Origin of the sequence: Amycolatopsis sp. NPDC049868, assembly GCF_044461365.1 — a bacterium.
In the GTDB taxonomy this organism is placed as follows: Bacteria; Actinomycetota; Actinomycetes; order Mycobacteriales; family Pseudonocardiaceae; genus Amycolatopsis.
Window position 1 is genome coordinate 145,331 of the sequence record NZ_JBITKV010000005.1, and the last position, 17,352, is coordinate 162,682.

8 protein-coding genes are annotated in these 17,352 nt (G+C 68.4%); all 8 read left to right on the forward strand.

From position 1 onward, the window contains the following. Nucleotides 1-113 precede the first annotated feature (113 nt). Nucleotides 114-1,145: a VanH-AOV family D-lactate dehydrogenase gene (gene vanH, locus ACIBTM_RS22525; RefSeq protein ID WP_395879031.1), complete on the forward strand. Its 1,032-nt coding sequence runs from the start codon at nucleotides 114-116 to the stop codon at nucleotides 1,143-1,145. Nucleotide 1,146: 1 nt separating this feature from the next. Beyond that, nucleotides 1,147-2,193 carry a D-alanine--(R)-lactate ligase VanA-Ao2 gene (gene vanA-Ao2, locus ACIBTM_RS22530; RefSeq protein WP_395879032.1) on the forward strand — a complete coding sequence of 349 codons (1,047 nt, stop codon included), beginning with the start codon at nucleotides 1,147-1,149 and terminating at the stop codon, nucleotides 2,191-2,193. Further along, nucleotides 2,183-2,791, forward strand: coding sequence for a D-Ala-D-Ala dipeptidase VanX (vanX, locus tag ACIBTM_RS22535; RefSeq protein ID WP_395879033.1), 609 nt, complete (start codon nucleotides 2,183-2,185; stop codon nucleotides 2,789-2,791). Before vanA-Ao2 ends, vanX begins: the two co-directional genes overlap by 11 nt. A gap of 1,238 nt (nucleotides 2,792-4,029) precedes the next feature. Continuing rightward, on the forward strand, nucleotides 4,030-4,827 hold the full coding sequence (locus ACIBTM_RS22540) for a winged helix-turn-helix transcriptional regulator (protein ID WP_378428452.1): 798 nt from the start codon (nucleotides 4,030-4,032) through the stop codon (nucleotides 4,825-4,827). 136 nt (nucleotides 4,828-4,963) lie between these two features. Further along, entirely contained in the window at nucleotides 4,964-5,794 is an 831-nt protein-coding gene (locus ACIBTM_RS22545; protein ID WP_395879034.1) for a prephenate dehydrogenase, read from the forward strand. A 135-nt stretch (nucleotides 5,795-5,929) separates the two neighbouring features. Beyond that, nucleotides 5,930-7,882, forward strand: coding sequence for an ABC transporter ATP-binding protein (locus ACIBTM_RS22550; RefSeq protein WP_395879035.1), 1,953 nt, complete (start codon nucleotides 5,930-5,932; stop codon nucleotides 7,880-7,882). Nucleotides 7,883-7,884: 2 nt separating this feature from the next. Beyond that, the gene (locus ACIBTM_RS22555; RefSeq protein WP_395879036.1) at nucleotides 7,885-14,067 is read left to right on the forward strand and encodes an amino acid adenylation domain-containing protein; all 6,183 of its coding nucleotides are present in this window, start codon (nucleotides 7,885-7,887) and stop codon (nucleotides 14,065-14,067) included. Then, nucleotides 14,064-17,222 carry an amino acid adenylation domain-containing protein gene (locus tag ACIBTM_RS22560; RefSeq protein WP_395879037.1) on the forward strand — a complete coding sequence of 1,053 codons (3,159 nt, stop codon included), beginning with the start codon at nucleotides 14,064-14,066 and terminating at the stop codon, nucleotides 17,220-17,222. The genes ACIBTM_RS22555 and ACIBTM_RS22560 overlap by 4 nt, the downstream gene beginning before the upstream one ends. Nucleotides 17,223-17,352: the final 130 nt, after the last annotated feature.

A 17,352-nucleotide genomic window follows, 5' to 3' on the forward strand; every position in this document is an offset into this window, starting at 1 on the left:
GGCGCAGGTGAGCGACAACGACGTGCACTCGGCGCTACCAGTTGGTAACTTATTGTCGGGGCGTCGAAAACCCCATAAGAAGCGGCAACAACGCGCTGCCTACAATGTCGGGCATGACCTACAGCGAACCAGCGCGATCAGCTGCCCCCCGCACCGGATCGCCGGCGTCCGCCTCCTCCTCGGCCGTCTTGGCGAGGGGAATCACGATTTATGGTTGCGGATCGGACGAGGCCGCCTTGTTCCGGGAGATGGCACCTCGTTTCGGCATAATGCCGACCATTGTGGACGAGCCGGTATCCGAGACCAATATCGGGCTGGTCTCCGGAAATCGATGCATCAGTATCGGTCACAAGACCAAGGTCACGAATTCCATTCTTGACGCACTCGGAAAAGCGGGTGTCGAATACATCTCCACCAGGAGCATCGGCTTCAACCACATCGATGTGGAATACGCGGCGAGCGTCGGTATCACCGTGGGCAATGTCGCCTACTCGCCCGACAGCGTGGCCGACTTCACGCTGATGCTGATGCTGATGGCGGTGCGCGACGCCAAATCCATCATCCGCCGCACCGAGGTCCACGACTACCGGCTGAACGAGGTGCGCGGGAAAGAGCTGCGCGATCTGACCGTCGGAGTGGTCGGAACAGGGCGTATCGGTGTCGCGGTGCTGGACCGGCTGCGTGGTTTCGGCTGCCGGGTGCTGGCCTACGACACGCTGCTGACGGCCTCGGCCGATTACGTTCCACTCGACGAATTGCTCCAGCAGAGCGACATCGTGACGCTCCATGTGCCGCTCAATACGGATACCTATCATCTTCTCGACCGGAAGAACATCGAGCAGATGAAGGACGGCGCGTACATCATCAACACCGGACGTGGCCCGCTCATCGAAACCGAAGCCCTCATTTCGGCGCTGGAAGACGGCAAACTGGGCGGAGCGGCATTGGACGTCGTCGAAGGAGAGGAAGGGATCTTCTACGCCGACTGCCGGAACAAGCCGCTCGAGAGCGAAACGTTGCTGCGGTTGGAAAAGCTGCCGAACGTGCTCATCAGTCCGCATACCGCCTATTACACGGACCACGCACTGAGTGACACTGTTGAAAACTCCATCATCAATTGTCTCCAATTCGAAAGCGGGAAGTAGTATGGGTAGGCTGAAAATCGGAATTCTGTTCGGCGGGCTTTCCGAAGAACATCCTATCTCCATCAAATCTGCGCGTGAGGTCCAGAAGAACCTCGACCTCGAGAAGTACGAGCCGTACTACATCGGGATCACCCAGAGCGGCTCCTGGATGCTGTGCGACGGCCCCGCCGAGGATTGGGAGAACGGGAACGTCCGCCCGGCCGTCCTGTCGCCGGACCGCGGGGTGCACGGCCTGCTCGTCCTGGACGAGGGCAAGTACGAGACGATCGCCCTCGACGTGGTGCTGCCGGTGCTGCACGGCAAGTTCGGTGAAGACGGCGCGATGCAGGGCCTGCTGGAGATCTCCGGCGTCCCCTACGTCGGCTGCGACCTCCCGAGCTCGGTCATGTGCATCGACAAGTCCCTCACCTATTCCGTCGTCAACGGTGCCGGGATCGCGACGCCGACGTTCCACATCGTCACGCCGGACAAGGACGTCGACCCGGACGAGCTGAACTACCCGGTCTTCGTGAAGCCCGCCCGCTCCGGCTCGTCGTTCGGCGTCAGCAAGGTCTCCGCGAAGGAAGAGCTGCCCGCCGCGCTGGCCGAGGCGCGCCAGTACGACGCGAAGATCCTGATCGAAGAGGCCGTCATCGGCAGCGAGATCGGCTGCTCGATCCTGGGCGACGGCGAAGACCTGTTCGCGGGCGAGGTCGACCGGGTCGCGCTGACCCACGGCTTCTTCAAGATCCACCAGGAGAAGAGCCCCGAGACCGGCTCCGAGAACTCGAGCTTCATCGTCCCCGCGGACATCCCGGACGAATCGCGCGACCTCGTGCAGCAGACGGCCAAGGTCATCTACCGCGCGCTGGGCTGCAGCGGGCTCGCGCGGGTGGACCTGTTCCTCAAGGAGGACGGCAGTGTCGTGCTCAACGAGGTCAACACCCTGCCCGGCCTGACCTCGTACAGCCGTTACCCGCGGATGATGGCCGCCGCCGGCCTCTCGCTCGGCGACATCATCGACCGCCTGGTGCAGCTGACGCTGGCGGGCGTGACGAATGAGGGATGATTTCGTCTTCGTAGACGAGGTCGTCTCCGGAATCCGCTGGGACGCCAAGTACGCCACGTGGGACAACTTCACCGGCAAGCCGGTGGACGGCTACCTGGTGAACCGCATCGTCGGCACGCGGGCGTTCTGCGCGGCGCTGGAGGAGGCGCGTGACAGGGCCGAGGTGCTCGGCTTCGGTCTGCTCCTGTGGGACGGGTACCGCCCGCAGCGCGCCGTGGACCGCTTCATGCGCTGGGCGGAAGAGCCCGAAGACGGCCGTAAGAAGTCCAGGCACTACCCGAACATCGACCGGCCCCAGATGTTCGAAAAGGGCTACGTGGCCACGAAGTCGGGCCACAGCCGGGGCAGCACGGTGGATCTGACGCTCTACCACCTCGGCACCGGCGAACTCGCCGACATGGGCGGCGACCACGACCTGATGGACGTGGTCTCGCATCACGGTGCGGAAGGTGTGCCGGACGAGGCCGCGAAGAACCGCGCGCACCTCTGCGCGGTCATGGAGGGCTCGGGCTTCAGCTCGTACGAGTGCGAGTGGTGGCACTACAACCTGAAGGACGAGCCTTACCCCGACACCTATTTCGATTTCCCCATCGAGTAGACGGGCACGTGAAGGCCCCCTTACCCCGGCTCAGCCGAGGGAAGGGGGTCTTCGTGCTTTCCGGGGTGTGTCGTCCGGCCGGTCACGAACACCATTTCATCCTATGAATTACCGGAGGTGGCCGAACGCGGTCCTTTTGCCGGTCTGCGCGCACGGAACCTCCTTCGGATGACCGATGTCATGGCGGCGTGGATGGCCCGGGGCCGGCCGCGTTCCACCATGCCAGCCCTCACTTTGCTCTTGCCGTTCCACGCGGACCAGACCGTGGGACGAGGACTCGGCCGTTCGTGTGAACAAGTATCGAAGAACGGAACATGAACCGATGGGGGCGGTGATCATCAGGGCAGAAGGCAAGCCGCGCGAACGGCCTAACAGAACCTGCGAACAGCCCAATCCGGAGCGCCCGGACAAGCGTGTACGCGGGCGCTTTACTTATGTTCGCCAATCGAGTCAATACCGCATGCGGGCTTTCGGATATTGATCTTGGAGGCTCCCTTCACTACGAAAATCACACTGTTCGTCAATTGCCGACATGGATTGTTCATGCCATGCTGCACATGTGCGCATCAGCTGGGGCTGACATGGTGTGCGCGCTTTACTGGGGACAGGGGGGACGCGTCGGGTGACTCGCGACCACGAGGCAGACCAAAGACTTCACTCGCCGAACCTCTGAACCGAAACCATAAGATCGGACATGTCCGGGACCTCGCACTGAAGCGGGTAACGGCCCCGTCAGGCTGACCAAGTGTCGGCCCTGCCGGGCCGGAAACTCTTCGAGTGTTCGTCTCGCAGATCGCCGTCGGGGCGATGGGAGGATGCCGTTCAGCTTCGGTAGTTCGTCGGTATACGCGCCAAACGGTCGGCTGGGAGACCGTGGAGGCGGGCCGCTCGCACGCGGCTTCGCCCGGTGGCGCTTGAGGGATCCTCACCGTCGAGGACACCCCGCCCAACGGCCGAGGCCGGCGTCGGACGGGTTCATGGTGTCCAATTGCCGAAGCAGAGCAGTTGGACGGTGGGTTTTCGTGGCGTGTCCAAATAGTTGATGAATCAACAGATTCAATGGGGGCTAGGTGGATCCGACGAGAGTTGACTTGTCCGCTCTCCCTGTCGTCGAAATCGAGCTGTCGAGACTGTCTTCTGCCTGTTCGCCGCGGACATCGGGCGAAGATCCAGAACACGTCGAGACACTGTTGTCGGCGGAGTGGGAGCTTCCGCCCATTCTCGTTCACCGACCGACGATGCAGGTGGTCGATGGCCTGCACCGGCTGAAGGCGGCACGAGTCAGGGGCGATACGAAAATTTCCGCGAGGTTCATCGACGGCGCCGAGTCCGACGCCTTCGTCCTCGCGGTGGAAGCGAACATCCGGCACGGGTTGCCGCTTTCGCTCGCGGATCGGAAACGGGCGGCCGTCCAGATCATCGGGACGCATCCGCAATGGTCCGATCGGCGGGTGGCCTCGGCGACCGGTATTTCCGCCGGCACAGTGGCGGACCTGCGCAAACGGGGCGGCGAAGGCGGAAACGGCGCCAGGATCGGGCGGGACGGGCGGATCCGTCCCGTGGACAGTTCGGAACGGCGGAAGCTCGCCGCCGACCTGATCCGCAACGATCCCGGCCTGTCGCTCCGTCAGGTCGCCAAGCAGGTCGGCATCTCCCCGGAGACGGTGCGGGACGTGCGCGGCAGGCTGGAACGTGGTGAGAGCCCGACCCCGGACGGGAGCAGGAGACTGCGGACCAAGCCGGATCCGTTGAGCCTCACCGAAACCGACCTCGGTCATTCGCTGGACCGGGAACGGCTCACCGTGCTGGAGCGGCTCAAGGCCGACCCGGCGCTGCGGCTGAGCGAGGTCGGCCGGATCCTGTTGCGCATGCTCGCCATGCACTCCATGGACGGGCAGGAATGGGAACGGATCCTGCACGGTGTCCCACCGCATCTGTACGGCGTGGTCGCCGGGTTCGCCAGGGATCACGCCCGGGTCTGGGCGGGGTTCGCGGATCATCTGGAGAACCGGGCGACCGACCTGGCCGCACGGTGAGCGCGGACGGCATCGGCTAGGCCGGGCAGGGCGAAGGGGGCTTCTCCCGCTTCACGCGGTGAAAGTCCCCTTTCTCTCGCGTGGTGCCCAGGCCACGCGGCTCGACATCGCCGGGTGGGCGGCCTAAGAAGTAGCTGTGACCATCGAGAAGGCGCTTGTCGTCGGCACCGGCCTGATCGGCACTTCGGCCGCGTTGTCCCTTCGTGAAAAGGGTGTGGCGGTCCATCTTTCCGATATCGACGCGCAAGCCGTCCGGATGGCGCGGGAGCTCGGCGCCGGCCGCGAATGGACCGGCGAGGAAGTGGACCTGGCGTTGATCGCCGTCCCGCCGCAGCTCGTGGGGGAGCGGCTGGCCGAACTCCAGAAGCAGGGCGCCGCGCGGGCGTACACCGACGTGGCCAGCGTCAAGGTCGATCCGATCGCCGACGCGGAGCGGCTCGGCTGCGACATGACCTCTTACGTACCAGGGCATCCGCTCGCCGGACGCGAGCGATCCGGTCCGGCGGCGGCCAGGGTGGGCCTGTTCCTCGGCCGCCCGTGGGCGCTGTGCCCCGGACCCGAAACGGGGGCGGAGGCTCTGCGGCTGACCCGTGAACTGGTGGCGCTGTGCGGAGCCGAGGCCGTCACCGTCGGCGCCGCCGAGCACGATTCGGCGGTGGCGCTGGTGTCGCACGCCCCGCACGTGGCCGCCTCGGCGGTGGCGGCGAGCCTGGCCGTCGGTGACGACGTCGCACTGAGCCTCGCCGGGCAGGGGTTACGCGACGTCACGCGTATCGCGGCCGGGAATCCGTTGCTGTGGCGGAAGATCCTCTCCGGAAATGCGATGCCGGTGGCGGCGGTGCTCGACCGGATCGCGGCCGATCTCGCCGCGGCCGCCTCGGCGCTGCGGGCCGGTGACCTGGACGACGTGACGGATCTGCTGCGGCGCGGGGTGGACGGTCACGGCCGGATCCCGGCCGGGCGGTAGCGAGCGGCCGAGGCGTGTCGCGACCAACGTCCTTTGTGGACGAACAGACCGCGATGTTCCCGGGACCACTCGTGGACATCGACACGATTCAGCACGATTGAGCTCGCCGACTTCGTGCGTGAGAGGGATGCCCAAATGGAAGTAATGTTGCGCTTCGGGGCGTCGCCCAAGAGCGATGACGACCCCGATCCCTGGTCGAACCGGGTCCGCCCGGGGACGGTGCGCAGAGTCCTCGCGTACTTCCGGCCCCACGTCGGCAAGGTGGCGGTCTTCGTCCTCATCGCCGCGATGGAGGCGTTCGTCGTCATCGCGACTCCTTTGCTGATGAAGGAGCTGATCGACGGCGGCATCCTCAAGAACGACTTCGGTGTCGTGATCCTGATGGCGGTCCTGACCGCCGGGCTGGCCGTCGCCGGCGCGCTGTTGTCGCTGATGTCGGCCTACGTCTCCGCGAAGATCGGGGAAGGGGTCACCTACGACCTGAGAGTGCAGGCGCTCGACCACGTGCGGCGGCTGCCGATCGCGTTCTTCACCCGCACCCAGACCGGGGTGCTGGTCGGCAGGCTGCACACCGAACTGATCATGGCGCAGCAGGCGTTCGGTCATCTGCTGATGGCGGCCACCAGTGTGGTCACCGTCCTGCTCGTGCTGGTCGAGCTGTTCTATCTGTCCTGGCTCGTCGCCGTCGTCACGCTGGTGCTGGTCCCGCTGTTCGTCATCCCCTGGATCTGGGTGGGGCGGATCATCCAGCGGCGCACCGGCACGCTGATGGAGACGAACGCCGGTCTCGGCGGACTCCTCCACGAACGGTTCAACGTCCAGGGCGCGATGCTCTCGAAGCTGTTCGGCCGCCCGGACGAGGAGATGGCCGACTACCGCAAGCGGGCCGGGAAGATCCGCACCATCGGCGTGAGCATCTCCATCTGGGCGCGGATGTCCTTCGCCATGATGGCGCTGATGGCCTCGATCGCCACGGCGGTCGTCTACGGCGTCGGCGGCGGGCTCGTGATCGACGGGGCGTTCCAGCTCGGCACGCTCATCGCCATCGCCACCCTGCTCGGGCGCCTGTTCGGGCCGATCACGCAGCTGTCCGGGCTGCAGGAGACCGCGCAGACCGTCGTGGTGAGCTTCGCCCGGATCTTCGAACTGCTCGATCTGAAGCCGCTGATCCAGGAACGCCCGGACGCGAAGGAACTCGAGGAGAGCAAGGCACCGAGCCTCGAATTCGACGACGTGACCTTCCGCTATCCCACCGCGGACGAGGTCTCGCTGGCGTCGCTCGAACATCTGCGGACCAAACGGGAACACGGCGACATTACGGCGGACGTCCTGCGTGGCATCAGCTTCGAGGCGCCCTCCGGGACACTGACCGCGCTCGTCGGCCCGTCCGGCGCGGGGAAGAGCACCATCACGCATCTGGTCTCCCGGCTGTACGACCCGAACGCGGGAGCGGTCCGCTTCGACGGACACGATCTGCGCGACCTCACCTTCGACTCGATCCGCGGGACGGTCGGCGTGGTCAGCCAGGACGCCTACCTCTTCCACGACACGATCCGGGAGAACCTGCTCTACGCCCGCCCGTCCGCCACCGAGGACGAGCTGATCGAAGCCTGCAAGGGGGCGCAGATCTGGGAGCTGATCCAGTCCCTGCCCCGCGGCTTCGACACCGTCACCGGCGATCGCGGCTACCGCATGTCCGGTGGGGAGAAGCAGCGGCTGGCCATCGCGCGGTTGCTGCTGAAGGCGCCCACGGTCGTCGTGCTCGACGAGGCGACCGCGCATCTGGACTCCGAGTCGGAGGCCGCCGTCCAGCGGGCGCTCAAGACCGCGCTGCGCAGCCGGACGTCGCTGGTGATCGCGCACCGGTTGTCCACGATCCGCGAGGCCGACCAGATCCTTGTGATCGACGGCGGAACGGTCCGTGAACGCGGCACGCACGACGAATTGCTGGCGCGGGGCGGGTTGTACTCGGAGCTCTATCACACGCAGTTCGCCAGGCCGGAGAACGACGCGGCCAAGCCGGAGCCCGAGGAAGACGAGTTCGACGAAGAGCCTGAATCGCTGGACACCGTGGTCTACGGAGGATGACGATGAGTTCCGCAGCGCAGGCCGCGTCGACGGTGCCGGCTCTCTTCGCCCGGCAGGTGGGCCGGGCACCGGATGCGGTGGCCGTGGCCGACGGGGACCGGATCCTCACCTACCGGGAGCTCGACGAGCTCGCGAACCGGCTGTCCGGGCGGTTGGCCGCCCGCGGCGCCCGCCGGGTCGCGGTGCTGCTCGACCGTTCGGCGGATCTGCTGGTGGCGCTGCTCGCCGTCTGGAAGGCGGGCGCGGCCTACGTGCCGGTGGACACCGCGTACCCCGCGCCGCGCGTGGCGTTCATGGTCGAGGATTCGGGCGCGTCCCTGGTGCTGTGCTCCGCCGCGACACGCGACGGGGTCCCGGCGGGGATCGAGTCGATTCTCGTCACGGACGACGACGGGGGCGAGGCGGCGGTCGTCCCGGCGAGCCCGGAAGACCTGGCGTACGTGATGTACACGTCCGGGTCGACGGGCAAGCCGAAGGGCGTGGCCGTCCCGCATTCCAGCGTCGCGGAACTGGTGGGGGACCCCGGCTGGGCGATGGAACCCGACGACGCGGTCCTCATGCACGCGCCGCATTCCTTCGACGCGTCCCTGTGCGAGATCTGGGTCCCGCTGGTGTCGGGCGCCAGGGTGGTGATCGCCGAGCCCGGGCCGGTGGACGCCCGGCGCCTGCGCGAGGCGGTCGCGGGCGGGGTGACGCGGGCGCATCTCACCGCGGGCAGTTTCCGTGCGGTGGCGGAGGAGGCACCGGAATCGTTCGCGGGCTTGCGCGAGATCCTGACCGGCGGGGACCTGGTGCCCGCGCACGCGGTGGACCGCGTCCGGCAGGCCGCGCCGCGGGCGCGGATCCGGCATCTGTACGGGCCGACGGAGACGACGCTGTGCGCGACCTGGTACGTACTCGAACCAGAGGACGAGCCGGTCCCGGTGCTGCCGATCGGCCGCCCGCTTTCCGGCCGCCAGGCCTGGGTGCTGGACGATTCGCTGCGGCCGGTCGCGCCGGACGTGGTCGGCGAGCTGTACCTGTCCGGCGCCGGTCTGGCCGACGGTTACCTCGACCGATTCGGGCTGACGGCCGAGCGCTTCGTGGCGGATCCGTTCGCGCCGGGCAAAAGGATGTACCGGACCGGGGACCTCGCGAAATGGACACCGGACGGTGAGCTGTTCTTCGCGGGCCGCGTCGACGACCAGGTGAAGATCCGCGGGTTCCGCGTCGAACCCGGCGAGGTCGAAGCCGCGATGACCGCCCAGCCGGACGTCCACGAGGCCGTCGTGGTGCCGATCGACGGACGGCTGATCGGCTATGTGGTGGCGGACGTCGATCCCGCTCTCGTGCGCGAGCGGCTCGGCGCGGTGCTGCCGGATCACCTGGTCCCGGCCGTGGTGCTGAAGCTGGCCGCGCTGCCGCTCACCGGCAACGGCAAGGTCGATCGGGCGGCGCTGCCCGCCCCCGACTTCACGGCGAAGGGCGACGGACGCGAACCGGTCACCGAGGCCGAACGCGTCCTTTGTGGACTGTTCGCCGAAGTGCTCGGCTTGGCGGGCGTGGGCGTCGACGACGGCTTCTTCGAGCTGGGCGGGGATTCGATCCTCGCGGTGCGCGTGGCGGCCCGTGCGGCGAAGGCCGGTCTGCTGGTGACGCCATCGCAGATCTTCGGGGAGCGGACCCCCGCGCGGCTGGCCGCGGTGGCGAGCTCTGTGGAGGCCGGCCTGCCCGCGGACGGTCCCTTGGTCGAGCTGACCGCGGAAGACGAGGCGGAACTCGCGGCCGCGGTCCCGGACGCCGTGGAGGTCTGGCCGCTGGCGCCGCTCCAGGCGGGGTTGCTCTTCCAGACGACCCTCGACGACCAGGGTCCCGACATCTACCAGACCCAGTGGATCGTGGAGCTGACCGGTCCGCTGGACGTGGCGAGGCTGCGTTCGGTGTGGGAGGCGGTGTTCGCCCGGCATCCCGAACTCCGGCTGACCTTCCATCGGCTCGCTTCGGGCAAGGCGGTGCAGGCCGTCGCCGGCCACGTCGACCTGCCGTGGCGCGAGGTCGATCTGTCCGGCGCGAACGTCGAGGAGGCCGTCAAGGCGCTGTCCGCGGCGGAGCAGCGGGACCGGTTCGACCTCACCAAGGCGCCGTTGTTCCGGCTGGTCCTGATCAAGACCGGTGAAGACCGGCATCGGCTGCTGGTGGTCAATCACCACATCCTGACCGACGGCTGGTCGGTGGCGGTGATCCTCAACGAGGTCTCCGCGGCGTACACCTCCGGTGGTTTCCCGGACCGGACGGCCGCCTCGTACCGCGACTATCTGGCGTGGTTGGACAGGCAGGACAAGGAAGCGGCGCGCACGGCGTGGCGGGCGGAACTGTCCGACATCGACGTACCCGCGCTGGTCGCCAAATCGGATACGGCGACGGATTACGACTACCGCGTCACCCATCTCGCTCCGGAGCTCTACACGCGGCTCACCGATTTCGCCCGCGACCACGGCCTGACGACGGCCACGGTGGTGCAGGGCGCGTGGGCGCTGGTGCTGGCGCGCCTCGCGCGGCGGACCGACGTGGTGTTCGGTACCACGGTCGCCTGCCGTCCCGCCGAACTTCCCGGCGTGGAAGCGATGCCGGGCCTGATGATGAACACGATCCCGGTGCGGGTCTCACTCGACGGCAAGCAGTCCGTGGTGGACATGCTCACCGGTCTGCAGCGGCGTCAGGTGGAGTTGATGCCGCATCAGCATCTGGGGCTGACGGAGATCCAGAAGACGGCCGGACCCGGCGCGATGTTCGACACGCTGCTGGTTTTCGAGAACTACCCGCGGGATTTCGCCGACCAGTTCTCGTATCTAGGCACGGTCGAAGGGACCCACTACCCGGTGACGGTCGGGGTCATCCCGGGGGACGAATTCCGGATCCAGCTCGCCTACTGGCGCGGGCAGATCGACCGGGCCGTCGCCGATTCCCTGCTGGACTGGTTCGTCGGTGCGCTCGGAGCCGTCGTCGAGGATCCGTCCGCTCTCGTGGGGCGGACCGGGATGGGCGAGATCCCGTTGCCCCGCTGGGAACCCGCCTTGCTGGACGGCGAGCCGCTGCCGGAGCTGATCGGGCGGATGGCGGCCGAGCGGCCGGACGCGGTGGCGGTCACGGACGGCGAAGGCGACCTGACCTACGCGGAACTGTGGGACCGCGCGACGAGGTTCGCCGCCGTCCTGCGGGCGGGCGGTGTCGACCGCGAACGCCGGGTCGGGCTGGTGGCCGGGCGGTCCGCGTGGTGGCTCGTCGGGATGCTCGGGGTTTCGCTGGCGGGCGGCGTCTTCGTCCCGGTGGATCCCGCGTATCCGGCCGAGCGGGTGAAGCTGATCTTCGGCAGCGCGGACCCGATGCTGGTGGTGTGCCAGGGAAAGACCCGTGGCGCGGTGCCGGAGGAGTTCGCCGACCGGATCGTCGTGCTCGACGAACTCGACCTGGCGGCGGCCCCGGAGGCGGCCTTGCCGAAGGTGGGGATGCGCGACGCGGCGTACGTGATCTACACGTCGGGATCGACGGGGACACCGAAGGGCGTCATCGTCACGTACTCGGGCCTGGGAAACCTGGCGATGGCGCATATCGAACGGCTCGCCGTGACGCCGTCGTCCCGTGTCCTGCAGTTCGCGGCGCTCGGTTTCGACACCATCGTGTCGGAGGTGATGATGGCGTTGCTTTCCGGGGCGACGCTGGTGATGCCGCCGGACGAGGATCTGCCGCCGCAGGCGTCGTTGAGCGACACGCTGGAGCGGTGGGACGTCACGCATGTGAAGGCTCCGCCATCGGTGCTGGCCACCGTCGACGTGTTCCCGGCGGGGGTCCGGACGGTGACCGCGGCGGGCGAACTCTGCCCGCCGGGGCTGGTGGACCGGCTTTCGGCCGACCGCCGGATGCTCAACGCCTACGGGCCCACCGAGACCACGATCTGCGCGACGGTGAGCATGCCGCTGGCGCCGCACGGCGAGATCATCCCGTTCGGCGGGCCTATCGCGGGTGTCCGCGGCTACCTGCTGGACGCGTTCCTGCGCCCGTTGCCGCGAGGGGTGGTCGGTGAGCTGTACCTGGCCGGAATCGGGGTGGCGCGCGGTTATCTGGGCCGTGCGGCGCTGACGTCCGAGCGGTTCGTCGCCGACCCGTTCGTCCCCGGTGAACGGATGTACCGGACGGGCGACCTGGCTTACTGGACGGACGAGGGCGAGCTCGTGTCCGCCGGCCGGGCCGACGACCAGGTGAAGATCCGCGGGTTCCGGGTCGAGCCGCGCGAGATCGAGTTCGCGCTGTCCAACGATCCGCGGGTCACCCAAGCGACGGTGACCGTGCGCGAGGGTCGGCTGGTGGCCTACGTGTCGCCGGGTGACGTCGACCCGGAGGCGCTGCGGACCGGGCTCGCCGAGCGGATGCCGGCGTACATGGTGCCCGCGGCGGTGATGGCGCTGGACGTCCTGCCGCTGACACCGCACGGGAAGATCGACCGGAAGGCGTTGCCCGAACCGGATTTCTCGTCGAAGACGGTCGGCAGGGAACCGGCGAACGAGGCCGAGCGGATCCTGTGCGAAGTCTTCGCCGAGGTGCTCGGGCTGGCGCGGGTCGGGGTCGAGGACAGTTTCTTCGAACTGGGCGGGGATTCGATCTCGTCGATGCAGGTCGCGTCCCGCGCGCGTCGCGACGGTATCTCGCTCACGCCGAAGCAGGTCTTCGAGCACCGGACGCCCGAACGCCTCGCGCAGCTGGTGGCGCTGGTGCCGCGGCAGGAATCGGCAGGCTCCTCCGATGGCGTCGGTGAAGTCGCGATGACGCCGGTGATGCGGTTGTTCGGGGACGGCGTCGCGGCGCCGGGCTTCGCGCAGTGGATCGTCCTGGGCGCGCCCGCGGATCTGACGGAAGAGACGCTGACCGCGGGGCTGACGGCCCTCCTGGACACGCACGACATGCTGCGGGCACGGGTGGCCGACGGACGGCTGGTGGTCGGTGAGCGCGGCTCGGCCGGGACCTTCACGCGCGTGAAGGTCGAAGGTGAGCTGGACGAGGTCGCCGCGGCTCGGGAGGCCGTCGGACGACTGGATCCCGCCGCGGGCGTGGTCGTCCAAACCGTGTGGTTGGACGCCGGACCGGAGCGGGTGGGCCGGATCATCGTGGTGGCGCATCACCTTGTGATCGACGGGGTTTCGTGGCGGGTCCTGGCCGCGGATCTGCGGGCGGCGTGCGAGGCCGTCGCCGCCGGGCGGAAACCCGGACTGGAGCCCGTGGGCGTGTCGTTCCGGCGGTGGGCGGGGCTGCTGGAGGAATGGGCCGTCTCGGCTGAACGGGTCGCGGAACTTCCCGCGTGGCAAGCGATTGTCGGAACCGGGAACCAGCAGGCCCCGGCGGGCGAGGTGCGCTCGCGGTCGTGGGTGGTGCCTTCGGCGGAGACGTCGGTGCTGGTCGGGCGGGCCCCGGTGGTGTTCCACTGTGGCGTGCACGAGGTCCTGCTGGCCGGGCTCGCGGGAGCGATGGCCCGGTGGTGCGAGACGGACTCCGTGCTGGTGGACGTCGAAGGCCACGGCCGTCAGCCCGCCGAGGGGATGGACCTGTCCAGGACGGTGGGCTGGTTCACCAGCACGCATCCGGTCCGCCTCGACGTCTCCGGGATCGACCTGGCCGGGGTGCTCGCCGGGGACGCGGCGGCCGGGACGTTGCTGAAGGCCGTCAAGGAACAGTCGCGCGCGGTGCCCGGCGACGGGCTCGGTTACGGGTTGTTGCGCCATCTCAACGCCGAGACCGAACCGGTGCTGGCGGCACTGCCGTCGGCGCGGATCGGGTTCAACTACCTCGGGCGATTCGCCGCCGGTGACGGTGGCGACGTGCGGGCGTGGCAGCAGGTGGGCGAGATCGGCGGCTCGATCGACGCGGACATGCGGCTGCCACACGGCCTGGACGTCAACGCGATCATCCAGGACCTGCCGGACGGGCCGGAGCTGATCCTCCTGCTCGAATGGTCGGACGGCGTGTTCGACGAGGCCGGGATCGAGCGACTCGTCCAGGAACTGCTGGCCGTGTTGTCCGGGCTGGCCTCCCAAGCGGAAGACCCCGCCGCGGGCGGGCATACCGCATCCGATTTCGGTCTCCTCGAATTGGACCAGGACGAGATCGAGAGCTTCGAAGCATTGGCAGCGGAACTCAGCGAAGGCCGGGCATCGTGAACACTTCGACCACAACCTCTGGATCGGCGCTGGCGGAAGTCTGGCCGCTTTCCCCGATGCAGGCGGGCATGCTCTATCACGCCTCTCTGGACGACGAGGCGCCCGACATCCACCTCATCCAGCAATCGCAGATCATCGACGGACCACTGGACACGGAACGGTTCCGGCGGTCCTGGGAGATCGTCCTCGGCAGGCATGCCGCGCTCCGGGCGAGTTTCCAGCGGAGGAAGAACGGCGAGACGATCCAGCTCATCCCCAGGGAGGTCAAACTCCCTTGGGCCGAACGGGATCTGTCCGACCTCTCGGAATCCGACGCGCTGGCCGAGGCGAGCGTGATCGCGGAGAAGGAACGCTCCACGCGGTTCGACCTCACGCGGCCGCCGTTGCTGCGGCTGATGCTGATCCGGCTCGGCCCGGACAAACACTGTCTGGTGACCACGAGCCATCACCTGCTCATCGACGGCTGGTCGCGGGCGATCATGGAAGCGGATCTCCTGGAGGTCTACGCGACAGGTGGCGTGTCGCGCGCTCCTGGGTCCTACGGGAACTACCTGGCGTGGCTGGGAAGACAGGACAAGGAGGCCGCCAAGGCGGCTTGGCGTGCGGAGCTGGACGGTGCCGACGGCTCGGCGCTCGGGCTCCCCGAGAATCCCGGGAAGGCGCACGGCCTGCCGTCGAGCGAGGTGGTCCGCCATTCGCCGGAGTTCACCACCGCGCTGGCCGAATTCGCCCGCCGTAACGGGCTGACGTTCAACACGCTGGTGCAGGGCGCGTGGTCGCTGGTGCTGGCGAGGCTTTCCCGCCGTCAGGACGTGGTGTTCGGCGCGGTGGTCTCGGGGCGGCCCGCCGAATTGCCCGGCGCGGAGCAGACCGTGGGGCTGTTCATCAACACCGTGCCGGTGCGCGTGCGGCTGGACGCCGCCCAGCCGGCCTTGCGGATGCTCACGGACTTGCAGGGACGGCAGTCGGAGATGATGGCGCACCACCATCTCGGTCTCCCGGAGATCCAGAAGCTGGGCGAGGCGGGGTTCGACACGATCGTCGTGTTCGAGAACTACGCCGACAGCGGGCCCTCGGTCTCGCCGTCCGAGCTCAGCCTGACCCTGCGGGACTTCAACCAGGCGACGCCTTATGCGATCACGCTGGGCGTCATGCCGGGCGAAAGCCTGGAAATCGAACTTCAGTATCACGCGGACGTCGTCGAAGCCTCCGTCGCCAAGGCGGCCCTGGATGGGCTCACCCTGGTGCTGGAGCGGATCATCGCGGAACCGGGGACGCCGGTCGGCAGGCTGGACGTGCTGGACGCCGCCGGGCGCGCGCTGGTGGTCGAGCGCTGGAACGAGACGGACGACATCGTGGACGCGGCGTCGGCGGTGGAGATGTTCGGCCGCCAGGTGGACCGGACCCCGCACGCGACGGCGGTCGTGGCCACGGACCGGGAATGGTCGTTCGAGGAACTCGACGAGTGGTCCGGGAAGCTCGCTACGGTCCTGACGGCCCGCGGTGTGCGTCGAGGCGACCGTGTCGGCGTGGTGGTGGAACGGTCGGTGGAGCTGCTGGCGGCCTGGCTCGCGGTGTGGAAGGCCGGAGCGGTGTACGTGCCGATCGATCCGGACTATCCGGCCGAGCGGGTGGCGTTCATGCTGGAGGATTCCTCGGCCGCCGCGGTGGTGTGCCGGGCCGGGACCGCGACGCCGTCCGGGTATCAGCGGATCCTCGTGGACGATCCGGTCGAGGGCGAGACATCGCTCGTGCCGGTCGGGGCGGACGATCTGGCGTACGTGATGTACACGTCCGGGTCGACCGGGACGCCGAAGGGTGTGGCCGTCTCGCACGGCGGCGTCGCGGCGCTGCTGGGCTACCGGGTGTGGGATCTGCACCCGGGCGACGCGGTGCTGATGCACGCGCCGCACACGTTCGACCCGGCGCTGTACGAGGTTTTGGTGCCGCTCGTGGCGGGGGCCCGGGTGATCCTCGCGGGTCCGGGAGTGATCGACGCCGACGCACTCGCCGCCCACGCGGCGGCAGGCCTCACTTCGGTGAACTTCACCGCCGGGCAGTTCCGCGCGCTCGTGCAGGAGAAACCGGAGTGTTTCGCGGGGCTGCGCTATTTCCAGACCGGTGGGGACGTGGTGCCGCTCGGCGCCGTGGAGCGGGTGCGGCAGGCGTGCCCGGACCTGCGCGTGCTGCACACCTATGGTCCGACGGAAACGACGTTCTGCGCGTCGTGGAAGGTGATCCGGCCCGGTGACGAGCTCGGGACGACACTGCCGATCGGCAAACCGCATCCGGGACGGCGGCTGTACGTGCTGGACGTCTTCCTGCGGCCGCTGCCGCCGGGTGTCGCGGGCGACCTGTACATCGCGGGCGCCGGGGTGGCGCACGGCTATCTCGGCCGGACGGCGCTGACGGCCGAACGGTTCGTCGCCGACCCGTTCGCGGCCGGTGAGCGGATGTACCGGACCGGGGATCTGGCTTACTGGAACGACGAAGGTGAGCTGGTCTTCGCCGGCCGGGCGGACACGCAGGTCAAGATCCGCGGCTATCGCGTGGAACCGGGCGAGGTCGAAGCGGTGCTGGCGGATCAGCCGGGTGTCGACCAGGCGGTGGTGGCGGTCCGCGATGGACGGCTGATCGGCTACATCGTGTCCGGCGCGGGGGCGGACCCGGTGCGGCTGCGGGAGCGGATCGCCGGGCTGCTGCCGGAGTACATGGTGCCGTCGGTGGTGATGGCACTGGCCGCGCTGCCGGTGAACGCGAACGGGAAGGTCGACCGGAAGGCGTTGCCGGAGCCCGATTTCAGCGGGCATATCGCCGGCAGGGAACCAGTGACGGAGATCGAGCGGCTGCTGTGCGAGCTCTTCGCCGAGATGCTCGGGCTGGCGCGGGTCGGCGCGGACGACAGCTTCTTCGAGCTGGGCGGCGATTCGATCGTCTCGATGCAGCTGGCGGCCCGGGCGCGGCGCGAGGGGATGACCTTCGGCGCGCGGGAGGTGTTCGAGTACCGGACCCCGGCGGGGCTCGCGTCGTTCGTCGAACTGGGGGAGGAGCCGGACGAGGTACCCGCGGCGCGGAAGCCCGCCGCCGACTTCGAACTGGTCGACATGGGGAAGGACGAGATCGAGGAATTGGAGTCCGAGTTCGACACCGTGTAGGGCTCGCTTTTCGCTTTGGGGTCGTGTGTGGGGGTTGGGGGTGTTGGCGGCTCGCCACTCACGGCCCGTTTTGGTTTACCCCGGCGGGGGGCCCCCCAAAACCCATTTTCGACCAAATCCTCGGCCACTT

Excerpts from the sequence above, each read along its gene's own strand:
- vanH (WP_395879031.1), top strand. The coding sequence starts at position 114 with ATGACCTACAGCGAACCAGCGCGATCAGCTGCCCCCCGCACCGGATCG.
- vanA-Ao2 (WP_395879032.1), top strand. The coding sequence starts at position 1,147 with ATGGGTAGGCTGAAAATCGGAATTCTGTTCGGCGGGCTTTCCGAAGAA.
- vanX (WP_395879033.1), top strand. The coding sequence starts at position 2,183 with ATGAGGGATGATTTCGTCTTCGTAGACGAGGTCGTCTCCGGAATCCGC.
- ACIBTM_RS22540 (WP_378428452.1), top strand. The coding sequence starts at position 4,030 with ATGCAGGTGGTCGATGGCCTGCACCGGCTGAAGGCGGCACGAGTCAGG.
- ACIBTM_RS22550 (WP_395879035.1), top strand. The coding sequence starts at position 5,930 with ATGGAAGTAATGTTGCGCTTCGGGGCGTCGCCCAAGAGCGATGACGAC.
- ACIBTM_RS22555 (WP_395879036.1), top strand. The coding sequence starts at position 7,885 with ATGAGTTCCGCAGCGCAGGCCGCGTCGACGGTGCCGGCTCTCTTCGCC.